Source organism: Paenibacillus kobensis NBRC 15729, from assembly GCF_004000825.1.
In the GTDB taxonomy this organism is placed as follows: Bacteria; Bacillota; Bacilli; order Paenibacillales; family Paenibacillaceae; genus Paenibacillus_T; species Paenibacillus_T kobensis.
In genome coordinates, this window is the sequence record NZ_BILZ01000034.1 from 40992 (window position 1) to 62348 (window position 21357).

Below are 21357 nucleotides of genomic sequence, written 5' to 3' on the forward strand. Positions count from 1 at the left end.
GTTTCCGGACCGTCTTCTTGTGGACAATGATCTGTCACTGAATCTGCCATTGTTGATTGCTGCTGCCGCTATCGCTCCACTGACCCAATGCGGAGCCGTTAGCGGTTCTTGCCATGCCGTCTAGATACAGTCCTGTCTGCCGGTTTTTGAAGCGGACGTTGTTGCCGCTTGCTTCCATCGTCCATTGTTGATTGGTGCTGCCGCTATAGCTCCATTGTCCGCAATTGACGCCATTTCCGGTCAGCCCCATACCGTCCAGATATAATCCGGTTTGACGATTTTTAATGAGCACATAGCTTCCCGAGGTTTCGATCGTCCATTGTTGGTTGTTGGAATTGCTGGAGCTCCACTGGGCAGCATCGGCGCCATTCGAAGTCGAGCCCGTGCCGTCGATATAAAGTCCCGTCGCGACATTGCGGATTCGGACATATCCGGCGGAACCGGCATTCACTCTAACGAGGGCTGCGGATTCCGTAGAGCGGTTGCCTTGGGCATCAACGATATATAGTTTGTAGCTGCCAGCCGTTTGAGGAACCGTTATCGAAGTTGCGGTCCCCCCGGCTTTCGTCATCGTTGCGCCTTCGGCGAATGCCGTCGTTCCGGACGGCGCCAGCCAGACCGTCTTGCTTGCGTCCCCGGCAGGCCTTATGCCGAGCACCGCTGCGCCGCTCGTGAATGCGCTGGCAGGCAGAACGTAATCCTGCAAAGCAACGCGCGCCGGCGTCGCCAAGCTTCGATAAGACTCCTCCAATCCGGCGTTCAAAGCGATGTTATAGGCAGCCACAGGCCACACGTTATCGGAGTAAGCGTCTGCATTGTTAATCACGCTGCCGGGCAAATTGAAGTTCGAGATTTTATTAACCGTCGCATAGTTCTGCGTAAAGGTCAGGTCATGCTTGCTGCCCCAATCATCGGAGTTCAGCGTCCAAGTTATGCCCGGATTGATGTTCAATACGTTGGACTGCATCGTGATGAAGGCAGATCCCTCGTCTGGATGCAGACCGTATTTATGACCGGCAGGTACGCCTCGTATGTAGTTGTTGCTGATCGTGGTTGTAGGCTGGCTGCCGAGCGTATAGATCGGAGCGGTGTCATCCAGCGCCTGCACCGTATCGATAAATTGGTTGGCGCTGATGGTGTTATTCTTAGCCGTCGTGGTTGGAACGCCCGGACGAATGGAACCAGACGATCCGTTGAAGTTCCACCACCCCCACCCCAGAGAGATGCCTGCCCAAGGTGTTTTATCGATCACATTGTGCTGAAAGTTCAGCGTGTCCGCAAAATAGCCTGAGACGGCGGCGCTTCCGTTGAACAATACCGCGGAGTCATAGATGTAGTTGTTCTGGATCGCGATATTATAAGGAACGCCTTCTTCGCCGACTGTAAATTTCTCCCGATTCGACGACGTATAGTCTCCAATATAGACGTGCTGAGGATGACCGACATTTATCGCCGATCCGGCCATATCGTTGAACGCATTGCCGATCAACTGCGAGTTTCTGACATCGTTGACCAGGCTGACGCCGTCGGCGCCGGTATGTTTCACGGTATTGCGCTCCATTATAATTCCGTCTGCATTCGCGATTTGAACGATTCCGGGCATTAGATCCACATTGCGGTATTGATAGACGTGGAAGTTCTGCTTGGCATAGGCGGTGTTCACGAGATTGCCTTGCTGCGCCTGCTTGAACACCGAACCGGCGACGTTGGTCAAGCCCCAATCGGAGTGCTGCAGCGAGAGACCTGAGAAAGTCAGGTTGCGAACGCGGCTGCTCGTGGAATTGCCCTTGATGTTCAGGATCGTTTGGACGTTGCTCGGGGCGAATACTGTTGCTGTCGTCATATTGTCGGACGAGTTTTTATAGTAGTACAACATCTGGTTCGTCTTATCGAAATAAAACTCTCCCGGCGCATCCAGAAACTCGTACGCATTCATGAGTTTATGGTTTCCGCCGATTTGGAAGTTACCGTTGAATGCGCCTTGGGCAATCGCCGCTCCTGGTTGCTGGAACAAGGCTACGCGGTCCGAGCCGTTGACCGTCACCTGGCGAACGCCGACGATGGACGTCGTCCAGGTCGTCCGCGTTTCAATCTCGATATCGTCTTGATTCAACGCGATTGCCGGAAAATCGGTAAGGCTGTATTTGGCGCCGTCGCATTGGGAACCCGATTCCCACGCCCATGATGCTTGGCCTGCCGTAATGCTATAAGTGCCGTAGCAGCCTGCGGAATTGACGGTTTTGGAAGCCATTACCGCTCTTTTGTCGTTCACGTAAAGCGCACGCAATTTGTTGCTGCGGCTCAGCGGCGCTTTCCAGATGTCGCCGCTATGCTGCGTCCAGCCGGTGACTTGGACGCCGCCGCTGAGGATTGGCGTCTCATTCGCGTAAGCTTGATAGCTGATACGATACCCATTGGTACCGGAGTCGCTTGGTGTAAAATCGATCGTGCTCATCACCGGATAATTGCCGCCGCGAAGATACACGATGATATCACCTGTCATGCTGCCGTTGATCGTTCGCACGACGTCCCTTGCGCGCTGCAGCGTCTTGAATGGCGCGGCCAGCGTGCCCGGATTGGAATCGTTGCCGTTAGGCGCAATGTAATAGACCGCTTGCGTTGCAGCCGCGGCCGGGGCGGGAACCGACACGATAGCTAGTGACATCGCAATGACGAGAAGCAGCGCCAACCATGACGCCCATTTTTTCTTTGCCAACATGCTAGACAACATTCGTTCTCCTCCTAAATGATCTGGAGTTCGAAGCTATACACAATCGGCATACGCTGCTAATTCGTTCATGAATCCCCCCTCACGTGTCTGTATGCAAGCAACGCCGAATCGTTACTTCAGAATTGCCCCTGCCGTCAGAGCGTTCTCGATCTTCTCGTTGCCGATGAGATAGATGATCAGCGTAGGCAAGCTCGACAGCAGCATGGATGCCCCGATGATTCCCCAATCCGAAACGCCGACATTGACGAAAAAGCCGAGCAATCCAACGGTGAGAGGCCTGAAGTCATCCTTGGAGGCAATAATGAAGGCAAGAGGAAACTCGTTCCAGATGCGCATGAACACCAGAACGCCTTGCGTCACGAGCGCGGGAACGACGATCGGCAGGATGATTCGGAAGAACGTTTGATACACGTTGGTGCCGTCGATGCAAGCAGCCTCTTCCAGTTCCTTGGGCAGCGTACGAAGAAACGCGTACAGCATCAGCACGCAAGAGGAGAGAGAGAATCCGGCGTACGGCAAGATGAGACCGAAATAGCTTTCTTTGAGATGAAGCTCCTTGATCAATTGGAATAGCGGAATGACGACCACTTCTATGGGCACGATCAAGCCGAGCGAAACATAAAGAAGAACCGCCGCGTTTAATTTCCATTGCATTCGGCTCAAGCAATAGGCGAGCATGGCCCCTGTCACCAGCGTAACGATGATCGTCCCCGATGCATAAATCAAGCTGTTCTTAAAGTATACGAAGAAGTGATACTTCGACAGCGCTTCGCTAAAGTTGTGCCAATCCCAAGTCCGGGGGAAACCGAAAGGGTTATCGTAAGCTTCGCTCTTCGTTTTGAACGACATCGAGCACATCCAGTACAAGGGGAACAAAAACGTGCAAGCGACAACAAGCCAAAATGCGCGGGTGATGAGTTTCAAACCTGGTCTCTCTCCTTCCTAGAACTCCAGTTTTTCTCTAGCGGCGAACCGTTGGATGATGAAGGAGATCACTAGGCATTCCAGTACGAACAGCACGGCAATTGCCGTACCTTTGCCGAATTGCGACGTTTCGAATGCGGTGTAGTACATCTGGTACACGACCGTTCTTGATAAATCGCCTGGACCTCCCGACGTCATGACGCGCACATGCGAATAGAAAGCCATCGACCCTAGCACGGACAGGATAACGACATAATTGATGACGTACCGCAGCAAGGGAATCGTGACCCGAAGGCTTACTTGTGCGAAGCTGGCGCCGTCTAGCAAAGCCGCCTCGTAATATTGCTTGGGGATCGTCTTAATTCCCGTGTAGAGCAGCATGGCGTTCAACCCGATATATTGCCACAGGAACGTCAAGCCGAGACTGGGCATAACCGTTCGATGATCGGTCAGCCAGGAACGGGTCCAGGAATCGAGTCCGATCGATCGCAGGATACCGTTGAACAACCCCCAATTGGGCTCGTAGAAAGCGACCCAGATCTGGGCGACGACCGTAACCGACAGAATGGCGGGAAACATGGCGGCCGATTTGAAGAAACGGCGCAAATTCGGCGTCTGGGAATCCATAATCAATGCGAGAATCATCGATAGCGGCAATCCGAGAAAGACGGAAATGCCTACGATTAGATAAGTGTTTTTGTGGGCGGTCCAGAAAGACGAATCCGCGAGCACCTCACGGTAATTATCCAAGCCGACGAACCCCAGATTCCGAAAGCCGTCATGATCGTGCAAGCTCATCCACAGCTGCGGCAACAGCGGGTACACACAGAAGACGCTGAACAACAGCAGCGCAGGGGCGGCAAACACGAATATGGACATCCTTGTGCTGAAGTACTTGTTCATATTTCTCTCCATAGTTTCGTTTTTTTGTTTAGAATCCCCCAGGATGAGGTCCTGGGGGATTTCCGGTTCGGGTCAGCGTCGATCACGCATTATTGGTTAAACCATGTGTTTTCTTTCCACAACTTGTTCATTTCCTTGGCGAAGTCATCCGCGGAGTATTGTCCCGTCAGCAGTCGGGCGCCTTGCGTCGCAAGCTCCGCCGAAGTCCGTGCATCGAGGGAGTTCAGAGCAAGCGAAGCGATTTTCGTCGGAATCGGATTGTACCAATCTACGAATTTCTTCATCAGCGGTCCCGGCTCGGATGTCGAATTGCCCGTCTTCAAAGCGATCGGCGCGCCTGTAGATTCGAAGAATTTAGCGTCGGCCATAGCCAGGAACTCTGCCAGCTTGACGGCTTCTTCCGGATGCTTCGTCTTCGCGCTGACCGCATATCCGTTAAGAGGCGAACCCCAGAATTGAACGAACTTGCTTGAGTCGTACTTGTCGCTTGCGCTAGGGAACGGGAAGAAGTCGACCGAGTCGTCTTTAGCCAAGTTCGGAAGCTCCCACGTAAACATCCAGTACATGGCGGCCTTCTTCGACGTGAACATCTCGTTAGCCGGGCCGTAATCCAGATTGGCGACCCCATCCGGGAAGACGCCTTCCTTGGCCATTTGCTCGATGCGCGCTACCCCTGCCTTAACCGCCGGATTGTCGAAATCCGTTTTATTGGCGACGAGGTCCATCATTGCTTGCGGATCGCCGATTTGAATCATCTGCTGCAGCATGAACAGCTTTGGTCCCCATCCGTCTTTGCCTGGCGTGACCGCCGGCACCATGCCTTTGCTTTTGAGCGTCTTCGCTGCCGCAATCAGCTCATCGAACGTTGTCGGCACTTGAACGCCGGCTTGCTCGAACATGTCCTTGTGGTAGAAAATGACCGGCGTAAAATACGTGTCCGCGCCGGAAGACAGGCTGTAAATTTTCCCGTCGATATGCTTAAGGGCATCCGGCACGGCATACTTGCCGATGAAGCCGTCCGCGGTGATCGCCGAAGTCAGGTCCATAATGCTGCCGGTATTCTTCAACGGCGTGAAGTAGCCGGCGTCGTTCCAGAAGACGTCGGGCATGTCGTCGGAAGCGTTATACGTTTTCAATTTATTCGCCATATCTTCCCCGCCGCCGCCCGGCTCGAACTCGATTTCATAGTTCGGGAACGCCTCGGCGACTCCTGGCTTGATGTAATTCTCCATAATCTTGTTGCGGTTCTCGTCTGTCGTGATCGTGATAACTCTCAGCTTGACTTTCTTGTCGCTTGCCGGCTTGACGTCTTCTTTGGCAACCTCTTGAGTCGCCGTATTAGCAGGGGACGGCGACTCTGAAGTCTCCTCTTTCTTGCTGCACGCCGAAGCAACTAGCAGCGCTGCGGACAGAGCCGAATAACCGAGTACCTTGATAGCCTTATTCATTTGTTGACCTCCTGATTATTTTTGTAAGCGGTATCATTTCTTGAATTCATTGTAGGCTGACCGGCACGATTAATACAGAGACGTTTCTCGGTCCAGCAGGAATATTGTAGGGGAAATATAAAAAAACGCTGAGAGCTGTTGATCGAGGCTCCCAGCGTCTAGCGAAGAGAACTAGCCGATGTTGTTCACGTACTTGCTGGGGGAAATCCCCGTATATTTCTTAAAGCATTTGCCGAAATAATTGGCATCCGCATATCCTACCTGACTGGCGATCGTTTGGACAACTTTCTCTCCCCGGTCGAACAGTTCCTTCGCTTTGGCCATGCGCACCTCGGTCAAATAATCGTTGATGGTCATGTTGGTTTCTTTCTTGAACACATAGCAGAGATGGTTGTAGTTCAGGTGCACGTTTCTCGCGATATCCTCGATTCTAAGCTCATCATTGAAATAATGGTTTAGAATATACGATTTTACCTCTTCGACGACTTTGCCGGCTCTCTTCTTTTTATTGCCGTGCACATTCTCCATTGCCCTGAGGACCAGACTGCGAATCCAACTCTCCAGTTCGCTGAACGTGTTCATCTGCTGAATAAGCTGCATGATATCGGGCTGAGCTGCATCCTGAAATACCTGATCAATAGAATGTGACATCTCCGCGAGAAACTCCAAACAAGTGGATACGATTTCAAGTCCCGCCACAAGGAGCATCTCCATGGACGCGTTCTTGGCCCGGGCATCGCGAAAGAAAGCCGCGAGCCATTCCTCCGTCTCGGATCCGTTCCCGACCCGCATGTACATCAGGAGACTGCTTCTCTTCTCGACGGAGAATAAGCTTCGCTTCATCCCCGAATCTGCGATCATCGCATGAGGAATGACTTGGTTTCCTCCCAGAACAAACCGATGCTTCAGGGCGACAACCGCTTCCTTGTAGGATACCGAAATCGATTCGAAGTCCCGGCATACATTGCCGACGCCGATCGTAACCGAAAAATTATGCGTCGTCCGCACCGCGTTCCTGACAGCTGCCAGAAGCGCGTGCAGCTTATCGGCGGATCCGTCCAGGCAGCCAATAATAAGGACTAGCCGATCATGCGGATCGTAACAGCTGGCATGAGGAAAGCAGCTTTGCATAAATTGTTGGGCGATATCCCGAATGGCGAGCTTTCGAATGTTCCGTTCTTCTTCGGACGCCGGCCCCTCGCTAGCATCGATGTCGATGACAACGACCGCATAGCCCGGCGCATTCAGCTCGATACCTAAATGGCGCATCCGCTCATCAATTGAAGAAGGATCCGAGGCGCCGCCTTGAAGCCATTCGTTCAGAAACCGATCCTTCAGCACGGGGATATATTGTTGTTCCTGCTGTTTTAATTGCTCGATTTCGAGCCGGATCGCGCGCTCCTTGTAAATGAGATTCTTCACGTCGATCAGGGAGCTCCTGAGCTCGTTCTCGTCGATCGGCTTGAGCACGTAATTGAACACGCCGAGCTGCATCGCCTGCTTGGCATATGTAAACTCGCTATGACCCGTCAGTACGATAAATTTCGCCGCATGCTCCCTTTGCTTGGCATTCTGTAACAGTTCTATGCCGTCCATGATGGGCATATTGATGTCGACCAATACGATATCCGGATCGATTTCGTCCCATCGCGCCAGCGCTTCCTCTCCGTTCTTTGCTTCACCCGCGATGCGAAAGCCCAACTCCTCCCACGGAAGCGAGATTTTCAACGCTTGCCTGAAATAATATTCGTCGTCAACGATCATCACTTTGAACATCACGAACCTCCTAGGACGGTTTGATGAACGGCAAATGAATAATAACCTTCGTATAAGAGCCGACTACGCTTTCCATTTCCAAGCCGTACTGATCTCCGTAGAGCATTCTGATGCGATTATGCACGCTTCTGACGCCGAAGCCCGTCTGCCCCCCCGGACCGCCGGTATCTCTGAATATGGCCTTGATTAGCGATTCGTCCATTCCTGCTCCGTCGTCGTATATTTCGATTCGCACTTCCCCATTGCTGCGGTATCCCGTTATCCGTAACGAGCCTTTTTCCGTCTTCCGCTTCAGACCGTGATAGATGGCGTTTTCCACGATCGGCTGCAACGTTAGCTTCGGAATCGGGCATTCCAGAATCTCGTCGTCGATGGACATACTGGATTCCATATATTCCACATACCGCAGCTGCTGAATTTGCAAGTAGCTTTGCGTTAGCTGCATCTCATCTTTTATCGTGATAATATCGCTGCCTTTGCTTAGCGAAATCTTATAGAATTGGGCCAATTCTCTCGCGGCAGCCATAGCTTCCGGCTTCATATTCAGCTTGACTAACGAGATGATCGTCTCGATGGTGTTGTACAGAAAATGCGGCTTAAGCTGAGCTTGCAGCAACTTGAATTCGATCTCCGCCTTCGTCCGCTGTTCCTCCACGTTCTCGGCCATCAACGCCTCGATCTGATCCATCAAGTTATTGAATCCTTCGCTTAGATAGCCGATTTCATCCGCGGAATGGTAGGAGCTTCTGGCGTTCAGGCGTCCGGTACGAATGTCCCTCATCGTCTTGGAAAGCCGGAATATCGGTTTCGTGATGGAACGCGACAATAGGAACGAGACGACAAGCGCAAGCAGCAAGCATAGCAAGCCGACGCGCAGGATCACTTCGTTAATTTTCTTGCGTTCCGCCGTGATCTCATCGATCGGAATCACACTTACGATCGTCCATTGCAACGGTTCGAACCGCTGCGTGGATATGAGCACCGTCTCGCTGCCGCTTTCTCGGATAAAGCTTTCGTTCTTGCCCTTCAAGTCCAGATTCGCGATGGATGAAACCTCGATGAAGTCATGGTACAGGTTCGCTTTGTTCTGCGAGGAAATGATTGTCCCTTTGTCATCCAGAATAAAAAATTCCCCGCCCTTGTAATTCATTTCCCTCTCGTATATTGATGCGATTACGGCTTCTTTGATATAGAGAACGACCATGCCTACCGTTTTGCCAGAGTCCTTATGAATGACGGATTTACGCACGGCGAATATGTCGTGAAACCCTTCATAGCGAAACTTGAAATGGATCAAATCCGTCCAGACCGGCAGATTCGTTCGATCCGGCAGTTCAAGGCCGGAGCCGAATACGCTCGACGCAAAATCGTTGTCGGCAAATCCAACGTCGACCCACTGATGGTTCGAGGTAAGCACGCTTGCCGCCTTAATGTTGGTATTAGGTTCGACGATGTTGCTGATGACTTCAGATAGCGTTTTGTTCATCGATAAATTTTGCAAATCCTTCGTCGACCCCGAATCGGACAATTCGTTATTCGCGAGAAAATCGTTGTAAAGCTCGCTCTGCAGACGAAAGTCGGTCGCCAATATTTTGGAATAGTCTTCCACAGTCGTGATCAACGTGTATAGGTTGTTGTTGATGAGAACGAGCTCCCTCGACGAGATATTGATCGCTTTCTGAATGATCGCTTTCTGTGAAACGACATTCGCAAATACGGCAAGCGTGGAGACCGCAATGACGATAATCGCGATGTTCGTAATAAAGATTTTGTTCTTGATTGAAATCCCGTCGAACGCTTGCGAAATCCATTCCATTAGAGCCCTTCCTTCCGCATTTGCTGTCAGGCGTATGTTAACGATCTCGCATCTCTATCCTCTTCCTATTATAATTAGCAATAAGATGTAATCGCAGGAGAGAAGGAGCGTATCGGATGAACCATATTTACTATGTGGAATGCGATGCTGCGCACGCGAACAATTTTGTATTCGACATTCCTCAAGGCCATCATTGCTGGCTCCTCGTCTGCACCAAGACGCCAGCCCAATTCTGGGTCGATGGAGAACTGAAGGAATATCCAGCTCACAGCGCTATTCTCTATCAAGCGAATCAAAAGATTTATTATCGGGCTTGCTCTGATACGTACATCAATAACTGGATTCGATTCGAATCCGACGAACCTTATATTTCGAAAACCTCTCTGCCTTTCGGCGTTCCGTTTTCTTTGGATGATCCCGACTATTGCCACAAGCTATTCGAGCTTCTGGTCATTGAGCATACCTTTAACAGAGACTATAAGAACTCTTCCATTGATAGCTTGCTGCGAACGCTGTTCAACAAGCTTTTGGAATCTTATTTTCATAACGGCTTTACGTCCCAATATTACAGTCTGTTAAGACTTCGCTCAGCCATTCAGAATAACCCAAGCGACTCTTGGACGGTTTCGAAGATGGCGGATATTCTCCGCATTAGCCCAGGTTATTTGCAGATCCTATACAAAAAAAAATTCGGAATTTCCTGCATGGAAGATGTCATTAACGGCCGAATTCGACTGGCTAAAGAATACTTGTTTCATGGCACCCAAAGCATCGCGGAAGTCGCTTTTCAATGCGGCTACCACAATGTTGAACACTTCTGTCGGCAATTCAAACAAACGACCGGATTCACACCCAAAAAGTTCAAAACTCACGTCACTCATAGAAATGCCTCGCCAGAAGAACCGATACGATTCTAATCCTGCTTAGCCGCTTTCCTCCGAGTATGAATTAAAAAAAGAGGGATATGTGGAGAATACATATCCCTCATGGCTATAGGATCTAACCTATACTATTATTTGCTGGCTAAAGCATCCGCGCGCATTTTAACGATTTTCTGCGCTTTTTCCGTATCCACGGCTAAAACCTCATTCCAACCGAGGCCGGTTACGTCTTTCTGCATTTTCGTCCACAGCTGGTCGAATTCCCCTTGGTTTTTGGCGAATACCATTTTCCAGGACGTGTTCTTAACATAATCCGAAATCTGGCTGCGTTTGTCTTTAATGTCGGAAGAATCGGATCCGAGACTCGTATTAATATTCGGCACGATATCGATCATCTTGTTTTTCAAGTAATAATCGGTAGCGTTCGTTGCATTATAGGTCTGTTGCCAATCCTTCGTCAGAGCCGTCTTATTCGCTTCAAGGGTTGAGTTCCAGTACGTGCTGTTATAGAACTCTCCCGTATCCGGATCTACAGAAAAATCGCTCATGATCATCGTATTAAGCTTGCTCTGGCCGTCCTGATATCCGCCGCCTCCGTACTGATCCGGAACAGGGGTATTTTTCTGGAATGCGGTTTGACCGACCTCGGTCAGCTTGAATTTGCCGTCCGTCGTTTTCTCATAGTTAAAACCTTCGAAGCCGTTCGTATAGTAACGCATTCCTTCCGGAGAAACGAGCCAGTCCATGAACTCTACGATCCTCTCAGGATTCTTCGCTTTCGAACCGACGGCGAATACTCTGCCGTTTCCGTAGTAAGCATCGCTGGTCTGAATGATTCGTGAGTCCGCAATCGGAACGGATACGTTGCCGTCGCCGTTTTGGCCTCTCTCAATGGAGTTATAAAAACCTCTTTGCCAGGAGTACCATAAGAGAAGAACCTGCTTATTGGTCAGTTTTTCGGCGACTTTGTTCCAATCCTGGGATGGAGAGTCGGGATCGACCAATCCCATTTGGTTGGCGTCGAACAAGAATTGCAGAATCTTCTTGTACATGCTGTTGTCGTCGATGATCGGCACGATATCGCCCTTCGCGTTCAGTTGGATCGTCGTTGTGCCGTCCGGCTTCTCATAGCCGTACCAGTTGCTGAGCCAGCGAACGTTTTCCATGGCGCCGGTGCCGCCGTCCCAATCCTTCCACAGGGTGATCGGTACGATCGGCTTTCCGTCCGGGGTTTTCGGATATTTCTCTTGCATCTGCTTCAGCACGTTCAGAAGATCGTTCAAATTGTTCAGCTTTGGAGCCCCTACACCCTTATAGTAATCCCATGGCATAATCGGGCTGGAGTAAGGAATTTCTTCCGAGAAGGTCGTAGGCGAAGTGTCCGCTTCGAACGTCGGCATCGCATAAATCTTGCCTTCCGGATTCACTTTATCGAAGGCGGCATTGAACGGTTTGAAATGATTGTCTACGTATTTGGACAAGTAGGTCGTATTTTTGAGCTTATCCGTCAAATCCATGACCAGTCCGGCCGGAATCAGTTCTTCTAACTGACTGTTATCCACAATGAGAAGATCACCAAGATCTCCCGCAGCCGATCTTGTCTTGTACAGCTGGTCGCCGGCTACCTGAGGAGCGAGAATGTTCAACGTAATGTTAAACTTGTCCTTAATTAACTTGCCGTACCACCCCGTCTGCTCCCCTTGATAGTTCGCCGCATTGTCAAACACGGTAATGGTAAGCGGCTTACTGTGATCGATCCCGGATGCAGAAGCTCCCGTATTGGAGCTTGTCGGCTCGCCGGATGACGTCGACTTATCGTCGGATCCGCTATTACACCCGGCTATTGCGACTGACACTAAGAGAAGACCTGCCACCGACGCCAACATGGATTTCTTTCCTGATTTTCCAATATTGATCATTCGTAATCCCCCCAAGATTCTATCAGAGTTGATCTAAACGGTGAAACTATTATAATGGCGCAATCAACCTTTCACTGCACCGATCATAATCCCCTTGACGAAGAACCGTTGGAATATTGGATAGATCAGCAAAATAGGCGCGACGACAATAACGGTTACCGTCATCCGGATGGAAGTCGTCGTCTGCTTGGTCGCAAGACTGGTTAAGGCCGTAGAACCGGCATTTTGCAGATTGACCATTGTCGATAACGAGCTTGCCTGATTGATGTAGTTGTAGAGAATAAACTGCAAACTATAGAGTTTGCTGTCTGTCATCAACAACAACGTATCTTGGAACGAATTCCACTGGTCTACCGCCGCGAATATGGCAACCGTCGCCAATATCGGCTTGCATATCGGCAGCATGATCCTAAAGAAGACCGTCATCGTCCCGGCGCCATCGATGCTGGCCGCCTGTTGCAATTCCTTCGGCGTCGATTCTACGAATGTCTTGACCAAGATGATAAAAAAGGGAGCGACGATGGTCGGCAGAATATAGGCCAAAAAATTGTTTGTTAGATGAAGGGATCTCATGGTCAAATACCACGGAATGATCCCCGCATTAAAAAACATCGTTATAACCGTGAATCGATACCAAAATTTCCGTTTCCACATATCCTCCTGGGAGAACATGAAGCCGAGAAAAGCCGAAGCCCCTACCGTTAGAGTCGTTCCGATCACCGTTCTTCCCAAGGATATGAGAGCAGCGTCCCAAAGTCCCGGTATTTTGAACACATCTACATAGTTCTGAAAGTGGATGTGTTTCGGAAAAAACGACACATCGCCTCTAGCGCTAATATCGTTAGCGCTAATGGTATTAATGATGATGGTGTAGAACGGAAACAGACAGACGAGAGCGAACAAGGAAAACAAAGTATAAACCAATACGGATATCAATTTGTCGGTTGTTCCTAGCCGGTAGGTCCTCATACGATACTCTCTCCTCTTGTCAATTTGGATAACCCGTTCACTGAGAAGAGAAGAACGACACTAATCAAGCTCTTAAGCATGCTGACCGCGACGGACACAGAGTAACTGCCGCCACCCATTGCCAGGTTGTACACGTACAAGTCCAGAACCTGAATGTGTTCCTTATTAAATGCATTCTGGAATACGAAGTATTGCTCAAGGCCATTGTTCAGGAAACTTGCGATTTGCAACATCAACAGTACGAAATAGGTTGGGAGCATGCTCGGCAATACCACATGCCGTATCACCTGCATTCTCGTTGCGCCGTCTACATGGGCAGCTTCATAAAGCGAATCGTCAATTCCCATAATCGCTGCGATATATAGGATGGCCGACCAACCCAAAGCCTTCCATGTGGTCCACATCCACATCGTCAACCACACATGGTCCGACTTTTGCAGGAATAGAATCGGAGAATCGATCCATCCCAATTCGTTCAACAATCCGTTGATGATCCCTTCACTGGAGAACATGGAGAACGCCAGCGAATAGACCAGAACCCAACTTATAAAATTCGGAAGAGTGGTGACCGTCTGAATGAACTTCCGAAACCGGACAGCTTTGATCTCGGTCAGGAAGATTGCAAAAATCATAGGAAGCCAAGAAAAGAGCAAAGTCATGCCGCTCATGCCGAACGTGTTCTTGATGACCTGAAGCAACTGATCGATTTTGACCTGATTCTCTACCAAGGAATGAAACCACTTGAAACCAACGAACTCAGAACGGGATAGAGGAATGGGCGGCTTATAGTCGAAGAAAGCATAAACCCATCCGTAAAGCGGATAATAAGCGAAGATACCGAGTAGAATCATAAAAGGAAGGATATAAAGAAATTTCCGAACGGACAACCTTTTCAAGCTGCTGCTGTTTTTCATATGCACCGCATCACCTTTCAAACTTTTTGGCAATGTATCGTCCATACAAATTCACTAACAAAAATTGAACTTTTCTTCTCTCTTATCCAAGGAGCCCAAACTAGTGACAGCGTTTACATATTGAGATCATATGTTATTACCGCATTCAAAACAATGATGTATCCAAAGCGAAAATTGATCTATCATTATATTAAGAAGATTTCAACCATACAGCGGTTGCTGTGAAATTCCCTCTTACACGAAACGAGAGCATACCGTGCTTCATCTCGACATCACCGTTGCTATCAGAATAAATACTCTCAATATGGAACGGAGCAGTCGCTGGCAATTCGATGTCCACACGCTCCGGCAGTGCTCCGCCAAAGGTATGAAAGATCGCAACCCCCTTCGTCGCTTCATCATTCATTCGCACCATGCATTGCCAGCCAAGAGGGCTGCGGTAGCTATCGATCGGAGTCCCGTATCGATAACTGATCCCCTCCTTAATAAGGTCTGCTATTCGTTGATAAAAGCTTATGCCCTCTTCAACGACTCGCCATTGTTCAACATTCAAGTCACAAACGTCTCCGGAAAGGCACATTCGGCCTAGAAACGTATTCGCGATCGAATAACGCAGCCTGGCTATCGTATCATCCTTGCGCAAAACGGCCCAAATCTGGCTTTGTCTTGGCAAAATAACGCGATGCATATTCGCGGCAATGATCGGAATTTCAAGCTCTTCATGGGCATCCGAGAATGAAGCCATGGACGTAATGCCCATCATCGAGGGCTCCAATCTATGCCCGCCCGACGAACAGTTCTCAATCACAAGATGAGGAAGCTCCCTCTTGATTCGCTTTATGAAATCTTGAACCGCTTCCAAATGCAGGCGCAATCCCTCGCCAAGCGACTCGGCTCCGTCACAGCCAATCCCTATCGTTTCATTGTAATCGATCTTCAAATATCCGAAATCGTAACGTTTAAGGAACTGAATCACTTTCTCCGATAAATAATCGATTACGAATGGATCACGAAAATTCCAGAACCTTCTTTGCCCCGAAGTTATCGGAATACCGTCCCTTTGCAGCAAATGCTCTTTCCAATGATAGGCGTCGGCAAGCGGACCGCAGGTTTCCAGTTCGAACCAAATGCCTGGGATCATACCGCATTTTTTTATTTCATTTACCGTTGCCTCGAGTCCTGAAGGGAATAACTCAGGTGAAATCACCCAGTCCCCCACATTCCCCACCCAGCCTTTTCCTTTCGCTGCATACCAGCCTGCATCGATAACAAAGTATTCAATGGGCAAGCCTTCTAACTGCCGGGCAATTCGAACGAGATTGTCATGGGATGGCTCACCCCATGTCGTACAAAATTCATTGAATACAATAGGCAACTTTTCTTCGCGCTCAGGAAGGCCGGTTAGTGCCCGGGCTTGCAGCTGCGTAAGTCTCTGCGATACGTTATCGATATCTCCCTCGGCGACGGTCAAGTATGCGGACGGGGTGGAGAACCTTTCTTTCGGTTCGAGTCGCTTTACCCAATGTCCGAACTCGCGGTCTGCCAATCCGCCTGACAGACAGAGAGCGTTATCCCGTCTATAGACTTCCATTTGCCATGAGGCCGGATGAGCTAGCTGCGCCGCCCAAATGACCTGCCGAGTCTTATCTTCAATGGCCACAAAAGGGAAAAAACCGCGTACGGGCATCGATCCGGCTTGGCCGAAGCGTTCGCTGTTCACCCCGTGTTTGGACCAGGATGGTTCCAGCTGAAGCTCTTCTATCGTACGAGACTCCAACCTTCCTTCCGTGCTCCACTTACTTCTCATTCGATGCATAAGAAGAGTATGGGGAGCATCCCCTTGGTCGAATGGAGTGATTCCCCCGATCGAGAAGCTGGAGATCATCTCCAGCTGTACGCTCTCCCGGCTGTCGTTCATCATGACCGTTTGCGATTCCAACGCAGCGCAGCCTTTAAAGAAGCTCAATTTATGCTCCAGTTCAAGCCCAAGGATATGCTCATGACCGAATCTCGAGACGACGAACTGATCCCCGGCTTCATTGCTCAGCACCACTTGCTGCTTCATCCGGAAATGGGATACCGACGCGGAGTTCCTCATCGTTATCCCTTGCGCGAACCCGCCGGAATAATCATCGCCAATCAGCTTTATTTGCACTAATGGATCTATAGCGTATATTTTTTCGGAGGATACCTGCTCGACTAACGTGCTTGGTATAAGAGTCAATCCGACTTGCCCATTGATCGGTTCCTTCCAATATTGAACAGCAATGTCCCCAAATATAAAGCTAGAGTATAATTCCATCCATATGCGCTCCTAATAACCTCGAGAAAGCCCCGAATACAGCTTTCTCGTAGCACGTATTTACTATCGTTGATTCCGATTCCGAATTACTGATTAGTCCGATAACGCCGGACAGCTCATTAGACAATTAGATTTCCGTTGTACCGAGGCAACCCGCTGACCCAAGTTCGCCCCTGAACAGGCTTCAGCGCTTCCAGAACGTCGTTCAATAGTTCTTCGTCCATCGGCTCATCGATCCATCGGGCATTGCGGATAATATTGTCCGGATTTGCCGTACTCACTAACGTCGTCGGAATTCGATCGTTGCTCGTCGAGAATTGGACCGCCAACTTCGCGATATCCGCTTTACGCGATTCCGCTAACTTCGCGGCTCGAAGACAAGCTTCTTTGAGTTCTTGGCTCGCCGGATGCCAATCAGGCGTTCCTCGTGTGCTGAGCAGTCCCATCGAGAGCGGAGAAGCATTGACGAGACCTATGCCGCTTCGTTCCAACAACGGAAGCAATCTCAGCAAGGAACTATCGTTCAGACTATAATGGCAATAGGAGATAATCACGTCGACTTCAAATTGCGGAAGCATTTGCTCGAATAGCGCGAGCGGCAATCCGCAGATGCCGGAGAATCGGATTTTCCCTTGCTCCTTCAGATGGTTCAGCGCGGGAATCGCTTCCTCCAGAATGATCCGCGGATCGACGAATTCGATGTCGTGCAGGAACAAGATATCGACATAGTCCGTATTCAGCCGGCCCAGGCTCTCCTCTAAGCTCGATTCGATTCTCGCCGCAGAGAAATCGAACGTATCGACACCGTAACGCCCCGCTTTGGTAGATAAATAAAACCGATCACGGTTCGTCTCGGCGATTGCCTTGCCCAGAACGATCTCCGCTTTCGTCGCTCCGTAATAAGGCGAGACGTCGATATAGTTGATCCCTGCGTCAAGTGCCGCATGTACGGTACGAACGGCGTCTCCGTCATCTGTCGGCCGAAAGACGGACCCAAGGGAGGACGCGCCGAAGCTAAGGGTCGAAACTTCCAATCCTGTTCTTCCAAGAATGCGATATTTCATCGTCGTTTCACTCCGTCCTCAGCTTATAAAATTTCATAGCATTGTCCCCATATAGCTTCGCGCGCTCCGGCTCTCCCCAAGCTTCCGGAATCGAAGATTCGAGTACGTTCACCACGTCATCATAGCTCGCAGCGAGCAAACAAACGGGCCAATCCGTGCCGAACAACACCCGCTCCGCTCCGAAGACACGAACGACATGCGCAACGTACGCTTTAAAATGATCCGGCTCCCAAGCCGCGTGATCCGCTTCCGTGACCATGCCGGAAATTTTGCAATAGATGTTCCGATGCTTGGCCGCCTGCTCGATCTGAGACGCCCATGGCTCGAAAATCTGCTCCGAGATACACGGCTTGCCGATATGATCGATGACGCCCCGGAGGCCCGGAACGGCTTCGAGGAGCGCGCTAAGTACCTCCAACTGGCTTGATTTTACAAGCAAATCGACGGGAACATCCATAGCCGCATATTCCTGAAGCGCTTTCAAGAAAGCCGGCTCCAGCACACGGTTCGCATCGGGCATGTCTTGGATCATGATTCGGAACCCGACGAATTTCGGATGTTTGCGGTATCTCTCGAATTGCTCTCGATGGGAGGGATCGAACAGGTCCAACCAACCGACCACGCCGAGAATCGATTCGGATCGGTCAGCCAACGCGAACAAGTACTCCGTCTCCTCCGCCGTAGGGGCGGCTTGAACGACGATTGTTCCGTTCAGGTTGTGCCGCTCCAGGTGAGCTTTCAAATCATCCGGCAAGTAGTCCCGGTATAGTACCGGCAATTCGGGCGTAATCCACCCGTAATCTGAACGGGACATCGACCAATAATGCTGATGGGCATCGATTCTCATCCGAAGCTCTCTCCTCTCTGTTTGAACTTTATTTTACCCGCAGAATCGGAAAATGAAATGGCTGGGAATTGCGTATTTATATCCGAATTTGATATTTTAGGAGGCATACTCATCCATTGAAGGCTGACCGCACTAATACCTAACGCACGTACTTGAAAATGCCGATAATGGCGATTGGATGAACACGCCAAAAAAAAGTTCGTGACTCAAACGTTATTGTTATCGGTAATGATAATATTAAAACATAAGAGTGGAACAATGCTCCAATTTTACTATAAACGGTTCAAGCTATTTGTTCAGACTCTAGCTCGCTGGCTTCTCGTAAAGCTGCACTTAATCTATAAGCCCAACAGACCAACAAAAAAAAACCTGGAGGTAATAGTCTCTCCAGGCCCAAAACATCTATCGGTCTCTTATTTTATCATTAAGTTCTTTACCACAATGCGACGATTTCGTCCAATTCTCTTCATCAAGCATAAACAACTTGAAATAGCTCGATCTCTTAGTCTCGAATGCCTTCTTAGTTCTTAAAATTTGTAAATCGTCACTACGAACACTGATATTTCTTCAACACCTTTATCTTCAATTATCCCCGCATTAACTTCTAATTAAATGATTCAAGTCGAATCTGAATAAACGTAGTAACACTCTGCGTTGTCATCTTTTGATAAATTCTTAGGAATATAGGCATTTTATGAAGAATCCATTAGCAAGCTAGATGAACGCATCGAACAATACATCGCAAGCTACAAAGAAGAAATGGATCTCATGCAGACCATCCCAGGGGTCAAGAGAACAACCGCTGCGAGCATTCTTGCCGAGATGGGAACAACATGGAGCAACTCCCTACAGCTGCTCACTTAACCTCATGGGCAGGGGGAGCGCCGGGAAACCACGAAAGCGCTGGTCAAAAAAAGTACCCGGGCAGTAAAAGGCAATCCTCACATTAAAGTCGCATTATGCGAAGCAGCTTGGGCGGCATCTAAAACTCGAAATACTCGGTTATCTGTTAAGTTCTGGTCGATAGCCTCACGTCGCGGTAAGAAGAAAGCGCTCGTCGCTCTGGCAAAAAAAGATGCTAGTCATCCTCTACCACATGCTTAAAACGAAGCAAGGCTACTTGGAGAACATGCCCGCCAGACCCCTAAACTAATAAGTATTAACTGAAATATTTGTAAGCTAAATATGGAATCGAAAAATTCGTTTCCCGAGCATCCTATTGCTATTTTCCAGAACCCTCCGCGCCCTTCAAACACGATATCCTTCATCCGTGCGTTATTCTTTTCACAGAAAAATAAAAGTGCCGAAAAGTCCGTTGGACTTTCTCGACACTCTGAGGCAGACGTAATCGGTTGCCTTTCTTCATCTCTATATTCTTACATCCTATTACTTCGCCGGAGCAACCGTTAATTCGCTCTCCTTGCTTCGGTTACCCGCAGCATCCGTCAAGAACACCGACAGCTACTCGCCTGCGGCCAGCGGCGGAACTTTCACAAGGACCCCCCGTTAGAATCCGCCTTCGCTCGATAGACGCCGCTAAGCCGAAATAACCATGACGGTGCTCGAAGGCCCCTGTTCCCTTTCCTTCTGTAATGCGGTTGATTACCTTTCAGGCAGACCGGCTGTGAACCATAATAAATCTTCGAACATTACTGATGTAAGCTATTGAAGATCTGTTGTTGTTCTTGTGTATAAGCACTTAAGTCATTACTAACTTTTATTTCATTCCGTTTTATATCCAATAGCAAATACCTGCCTGTATCGTCTAAAAAATATGCAAATTCCCCCTCTACCTTATAAGATAAGATGTTCTCTGCTACATTTTTTTTTAAAATATCTTGTTCTTGATGATTGTACAAAGTAATAATTTTCCTTTTCTCATCAAAATTATAACCTCTCTGTAATTCGAATGTCCCATCTCCAAACATCTTTACTGTATCTTTCCCTTTCGAGTACTTATATTCTGTATGAGTCTGTGAACAGGAAACCAGAATTAAACAAACCAAAATAAAGATAACTGATTTTTGCAGCATATTTATCACCTCAATTTATTGTATCATGAACCACTATTGTTGTTGTGAATTGGTTTATTGCAGTAGTCTCTTGACTTAAAAATGCAAGATCGTTACCAAACCAAAACATTAATTGGTCAAGATCACCTTGAGTTAGATACGGCAGTAAATTTTCCCATTTAAAATCATATACATCACTAAATGCTGCTGTTACCTTCCAAGCCCCATCTTGTTGCCTCTCTCCATATATTTTAAAATATGCATTGTGGATCGCAGCCTTTAGATCTCCACTCTCAAAACTAAGACTTGAGTCTTTGTAAAAATAACCATCTTTTTTTGCTTGCTCACTATTTAATAAGCTACCTAATAATTGTTTATATTCAGCAGATTCCTTCACAAGATTAACTTCATACGATGACTGATCATTTAAAAGTAAATCAGATGGTTTATCTTGAAGAGAATGTCTTAGCAACTCTCCTGTTAAATAGAATCCTTTGCTTTCAATAAACTGAGGGACCAGTACGTCCTTCCATACCTGCCTCTGAATATACTGTTGTTGGTCATTAAGTGTACCTACAACCCAGTTAGCTCCTTTTTTTATTTTCTTCCACACTGACGGTATAGATACCTTTACTGCGCCTGACGGATCAGTATACCCTAGCGGATTATTCTCCACATACGTATACAAATTTAAACTCAGCGGATTCGTCAGTTCCCCTTCATACGTATCCTCATTAATAAACCGCCCCATGCTTGGGTCATACCAACGAGCCCTCAAATATTGCAACCCCGTTGTCTTATCCCACATCTCGCCTGAGTAGCCAAATGAATTTTCAACTGGGTCAGTCACG

Annotated in this window: 15 protein-coding genes; 1 reads left to right on the forward strand and 14 read right to left on the reverse strand. The window is 48.8% G+C overall.

Features of this window, described 5'->3' with window-relative positions; genetic code table 11:
• Positions 1-34: 34 nt before the first annotated feature.
• From PKO01S_RS18620 to PKO01S_RS18645, 6 genes are all read right to left on the reverse strand, one after another.
• Complete coding sequence (locus PKO01S_RS18620) at positions 35-2731, reverse strand: RICIN domain-containing protein (protein WP_218031487.1); 2697 nt, start codon at positions 2729-2731, stop codon at positions 35-37.
• A 111-nt stretch (positions 2732-2842) separates the two neighbouring features.
• Positions 2843-3655, reverse strand: a complete 813-nt coding sequence (locus tag PKO01S_RS18625; RefSeq protein WP_246070633.1) for a carbohydrate ABC transporter permease — start codon at positions 3653-3655, stop codon at positions 2843-2845.
• 18 nt (positions 3656-3673) lie between these two features.
• Positions 3674-4558, reverse strand: coding sequence for a carbohydrate ABC transporter permease (locus tag PKO01S_RS18630; RefSeq protein WP_127532950.1), 885 nt, complete (start codon positions 4556-4558; stop codon positions 3674-3676).
• Between the two features lie 89 nt (positions 4559-4647).
• Entirely contained in the window at positions 4648-6006 is a 1359-nt protein-coding gene (locus tag PKO01S_RS18635; RefSeq protein WP_127532951.1) for an ABC transporter substrate-binding protein, read from the reverse strand.
• 171 nt (positions 6007-6177) lie between these two features.
• The gene (locus tag PKO01S_RS18640; RefSeq protein ID WP_127532952.1) at positions 6178-7782 is read right to left on the reverse strand and encodes a response regulator transcription factor; all 1605 of its coding nucleotides are present in this window, start codon (positions 7780-7782) and stop codon (positions 6178-6180) included.
• 10 nt (positions 7783-7792) lie between these two features.
• Complete coding sequence (locus PKO01S_RS18645; RefSeq protein WP_127532953.1) at positions 7793-9598, reverse strand: cache domain-containing sensor histidine kinase; 1806 nt, start codon at positions 9596-9598, stop codon at positions 7793-7795.
• A gap of 116 nt (positions 9599-9714) precedes the next feature.
• On the opposite strand from PKO01S_RS18645, the gene PKO01S_RS18650 reads away from it, so the two are divergent.
• Positions 9715-10515: a helix-turn-helix transcriptional regulator gene (locus PKO01S_RS18650; protein ID WP_127532954.1), complete on the forward strand. Its 801-nt coding sequence runs from the start codon at positions 9715-9717 to the stop codon at positions 10513-10515.
• A 95-nt stretch (positions 10516-10610) separates the two neighbouring features.
• Here the strand turns inward: PKO01S_RS18650 and PKO01S_RS18655 are convergent, their stop codons facing one another.
• From PKO01S_RS18655 to PKO01S_RS18695, 8 genes are all read right to left on the reverse strand, one after another.
• Positions 10611-12398, reverse strand: a complete 1788-nt coding sequence (locus tag PKO01S_RS18655; protein ID WP_127532955.1) for a type 2 periplasmic-binding domain-containing protein — start codon at positions 12396-12398, stop codon at positions 10611-10613.
• A gap of 63 nt (positions 12399-12461) precedes the next feature.
• Complete coding sequence (locus PKO01S_RS18660) at positions 12462-13367, reverse strand: carbohydrate ABC transporter permease (protein WP_127532956.1); 906 nt, start codon at positions 13365-13367, stop codon at positions 12462-12464.
• Positions 13364-14281 carry an ABC transporter permease subunit gene (locus tag PKO01S_RS18665; RefSeq protein ID WP_127532957.1) on the reverse strand — a complete coding sequence of 306 codons (918 nt, stop codon included), beginning with the start codon at positions 14279-14281 and terminating at the stop codon, positions 13364-13366. The genes PKO01S_RS18660 and PKO01S_RS18665 overlap by 4 nt, the downstream gene beginning before the upstream one ends.
• A 190-nt stretch (positions 14282-14471) precedes the next feature.
• Positions 14472-16583 carry a glycoside hydrolase family 36 protein gene (locus PKO01S_RS18670; protein ID WP_127532958.1) on the reverse strand — a complete coding sequence of 704 codons (2112 nt, stop codon included), beginning with the start codon at positions 16581-16583 and terminating at the stop codon, positions 14472-14474.
• Positions 16584-16702: 119 nt separating this feature from the next.
• A complete protein-coding gene (locus PKO01S_RS18675; RefSeq protein ID WP_127532959.1) occupies positions 16703-17647 on the reverse strand; it encodes an aldo/keto reductase in 945 nt (314 codons plus the stop codon).
• A 7-nt stretch (positions 17648-17654) separates the two neighbouring features.
• Positions 17655-18494 carry an amidohydrolase family protein gene (locus PKO01S_RS18680; protein WP_127532960.1) on the reverse strand — a complete coding sequence of 280 codons (840 nt, stop codon included), beginning with the start codon at positions 18492-18494 and terminating at the stop codon, positions 17655-17657.
• Between the two features lie 1649 nt (positions 18495-20143).
• Positions 20144-20527, reverse strand: a complete 384-nt coding sequence (locus PKO01S_RS18690) for a hypothetical protein (RefSeq protein ID WP_127532962.1) — start codon at positions 20525-20527, stop codon at positions 20144-20146.
• Between the two features lie 10 nt (positions 20528-20537).
• Positions 20538-21357: RHS repeat-associated core domain-containing protein (locus PKO01S_RS18695; protein ID WP_164779669.1), on the reverse strand; the 820-nt coding region annotated here is incomplete at its 5' end.

Bases quoted from the DNA above. Each gene is read 5' to 3' on its own strand.
- PKO01S_RS18665 (WP_127532957.1), bottom strand. From the start codon at position 14,281: ATGAAAAACAGCAGCAGCTTGAAAAGGTTGTCCGTTCGGAAATTTCTT.
- PKO01S_RS18620 (WP_218031487.1), bottom strand. From the start codon at position 2,731: ATGTTGTCTAGCATGTTGGCAAAGAAAAAATGGGCGTCATGGTTGGCG.
- PKO01S_RS18645 (WP_127532953.1), bottom strand. From the start codon at position 9,598: ATGGAATGGATTTCGCAAGCGTTCGACGGGATTTCAATCAAGAACAAA.
- PKO01S_RS18680 (WP_127532960.1), bottom strand. From the start codon at position 18,494: ATGAGAATCGATGCCCATCAGCATTATTGGTCGATGTCCCGTTCAGAT.
- PKO01S_RS18690 (WP_127532962.1), bottom strand. From the start codon at position 20,527: ATGCTGCAAAAATCAGTTATCTTTATTTTGGTTTGTTTAATTCTGGTT.
- PKO01S_RS18640 (WP_127532952.1), bottom strand. From the start codon at position 7,782: ATGTTCAAAGTGATGATCGTTGACGACGAATATTATTTCAGGCAAGCG.
- PKO01S_RS18675 (WP_127532959.1), bottom strand. From the start codon at position 17,647: ATGAAATATCGCATTCTTGGAAGAACAGGATTGGAAGTTTCGACCCTT.
- PKO01S_RS18655 (WP_127532955.1), bottom strand. From the start codon at position 12,398: ATGATCAATATTGGAAAATCAGGAAAGAAATCCATGTTGGCGTCGGTG.
- PKO01S_RS18670 (WP_127532958.1), bottom strand. From the start codon at position 16,583: ATGGAATTATACTCTAGCTTTATATTTGGGGACATTGCTGTTCAATAT.
- PKO01S_RS18635 (WP_127532951.1), bottom strand. From the start codon at position 6,006: ATGAATAAGGCTATCAAGGTACTCGGTTATTCGGCTCTGTCCGCAGCG.
- PKO01S_RS18660 (WP_127532956.1), bottom strand. From the start codon at position 13,367: ATGAGGACCTACCGGCTAGGAACAACCGACAAATTGATATCCGTATTG.
- PKO01S_RS18650 (WP_127532954.1), top strand. From the start codon at position 9,715: ATGAACCATATTTACTATGTGGAATGCGATGCTGCGCACGCGAACAAT.
- PKO01S_RS18630 (WP_127532950.1), bottom strand. From the start codon at position 4,558: ATGAACAAGTACTTCAGCACAAGGATGTCCATATTCGTGTTTGCCGCC.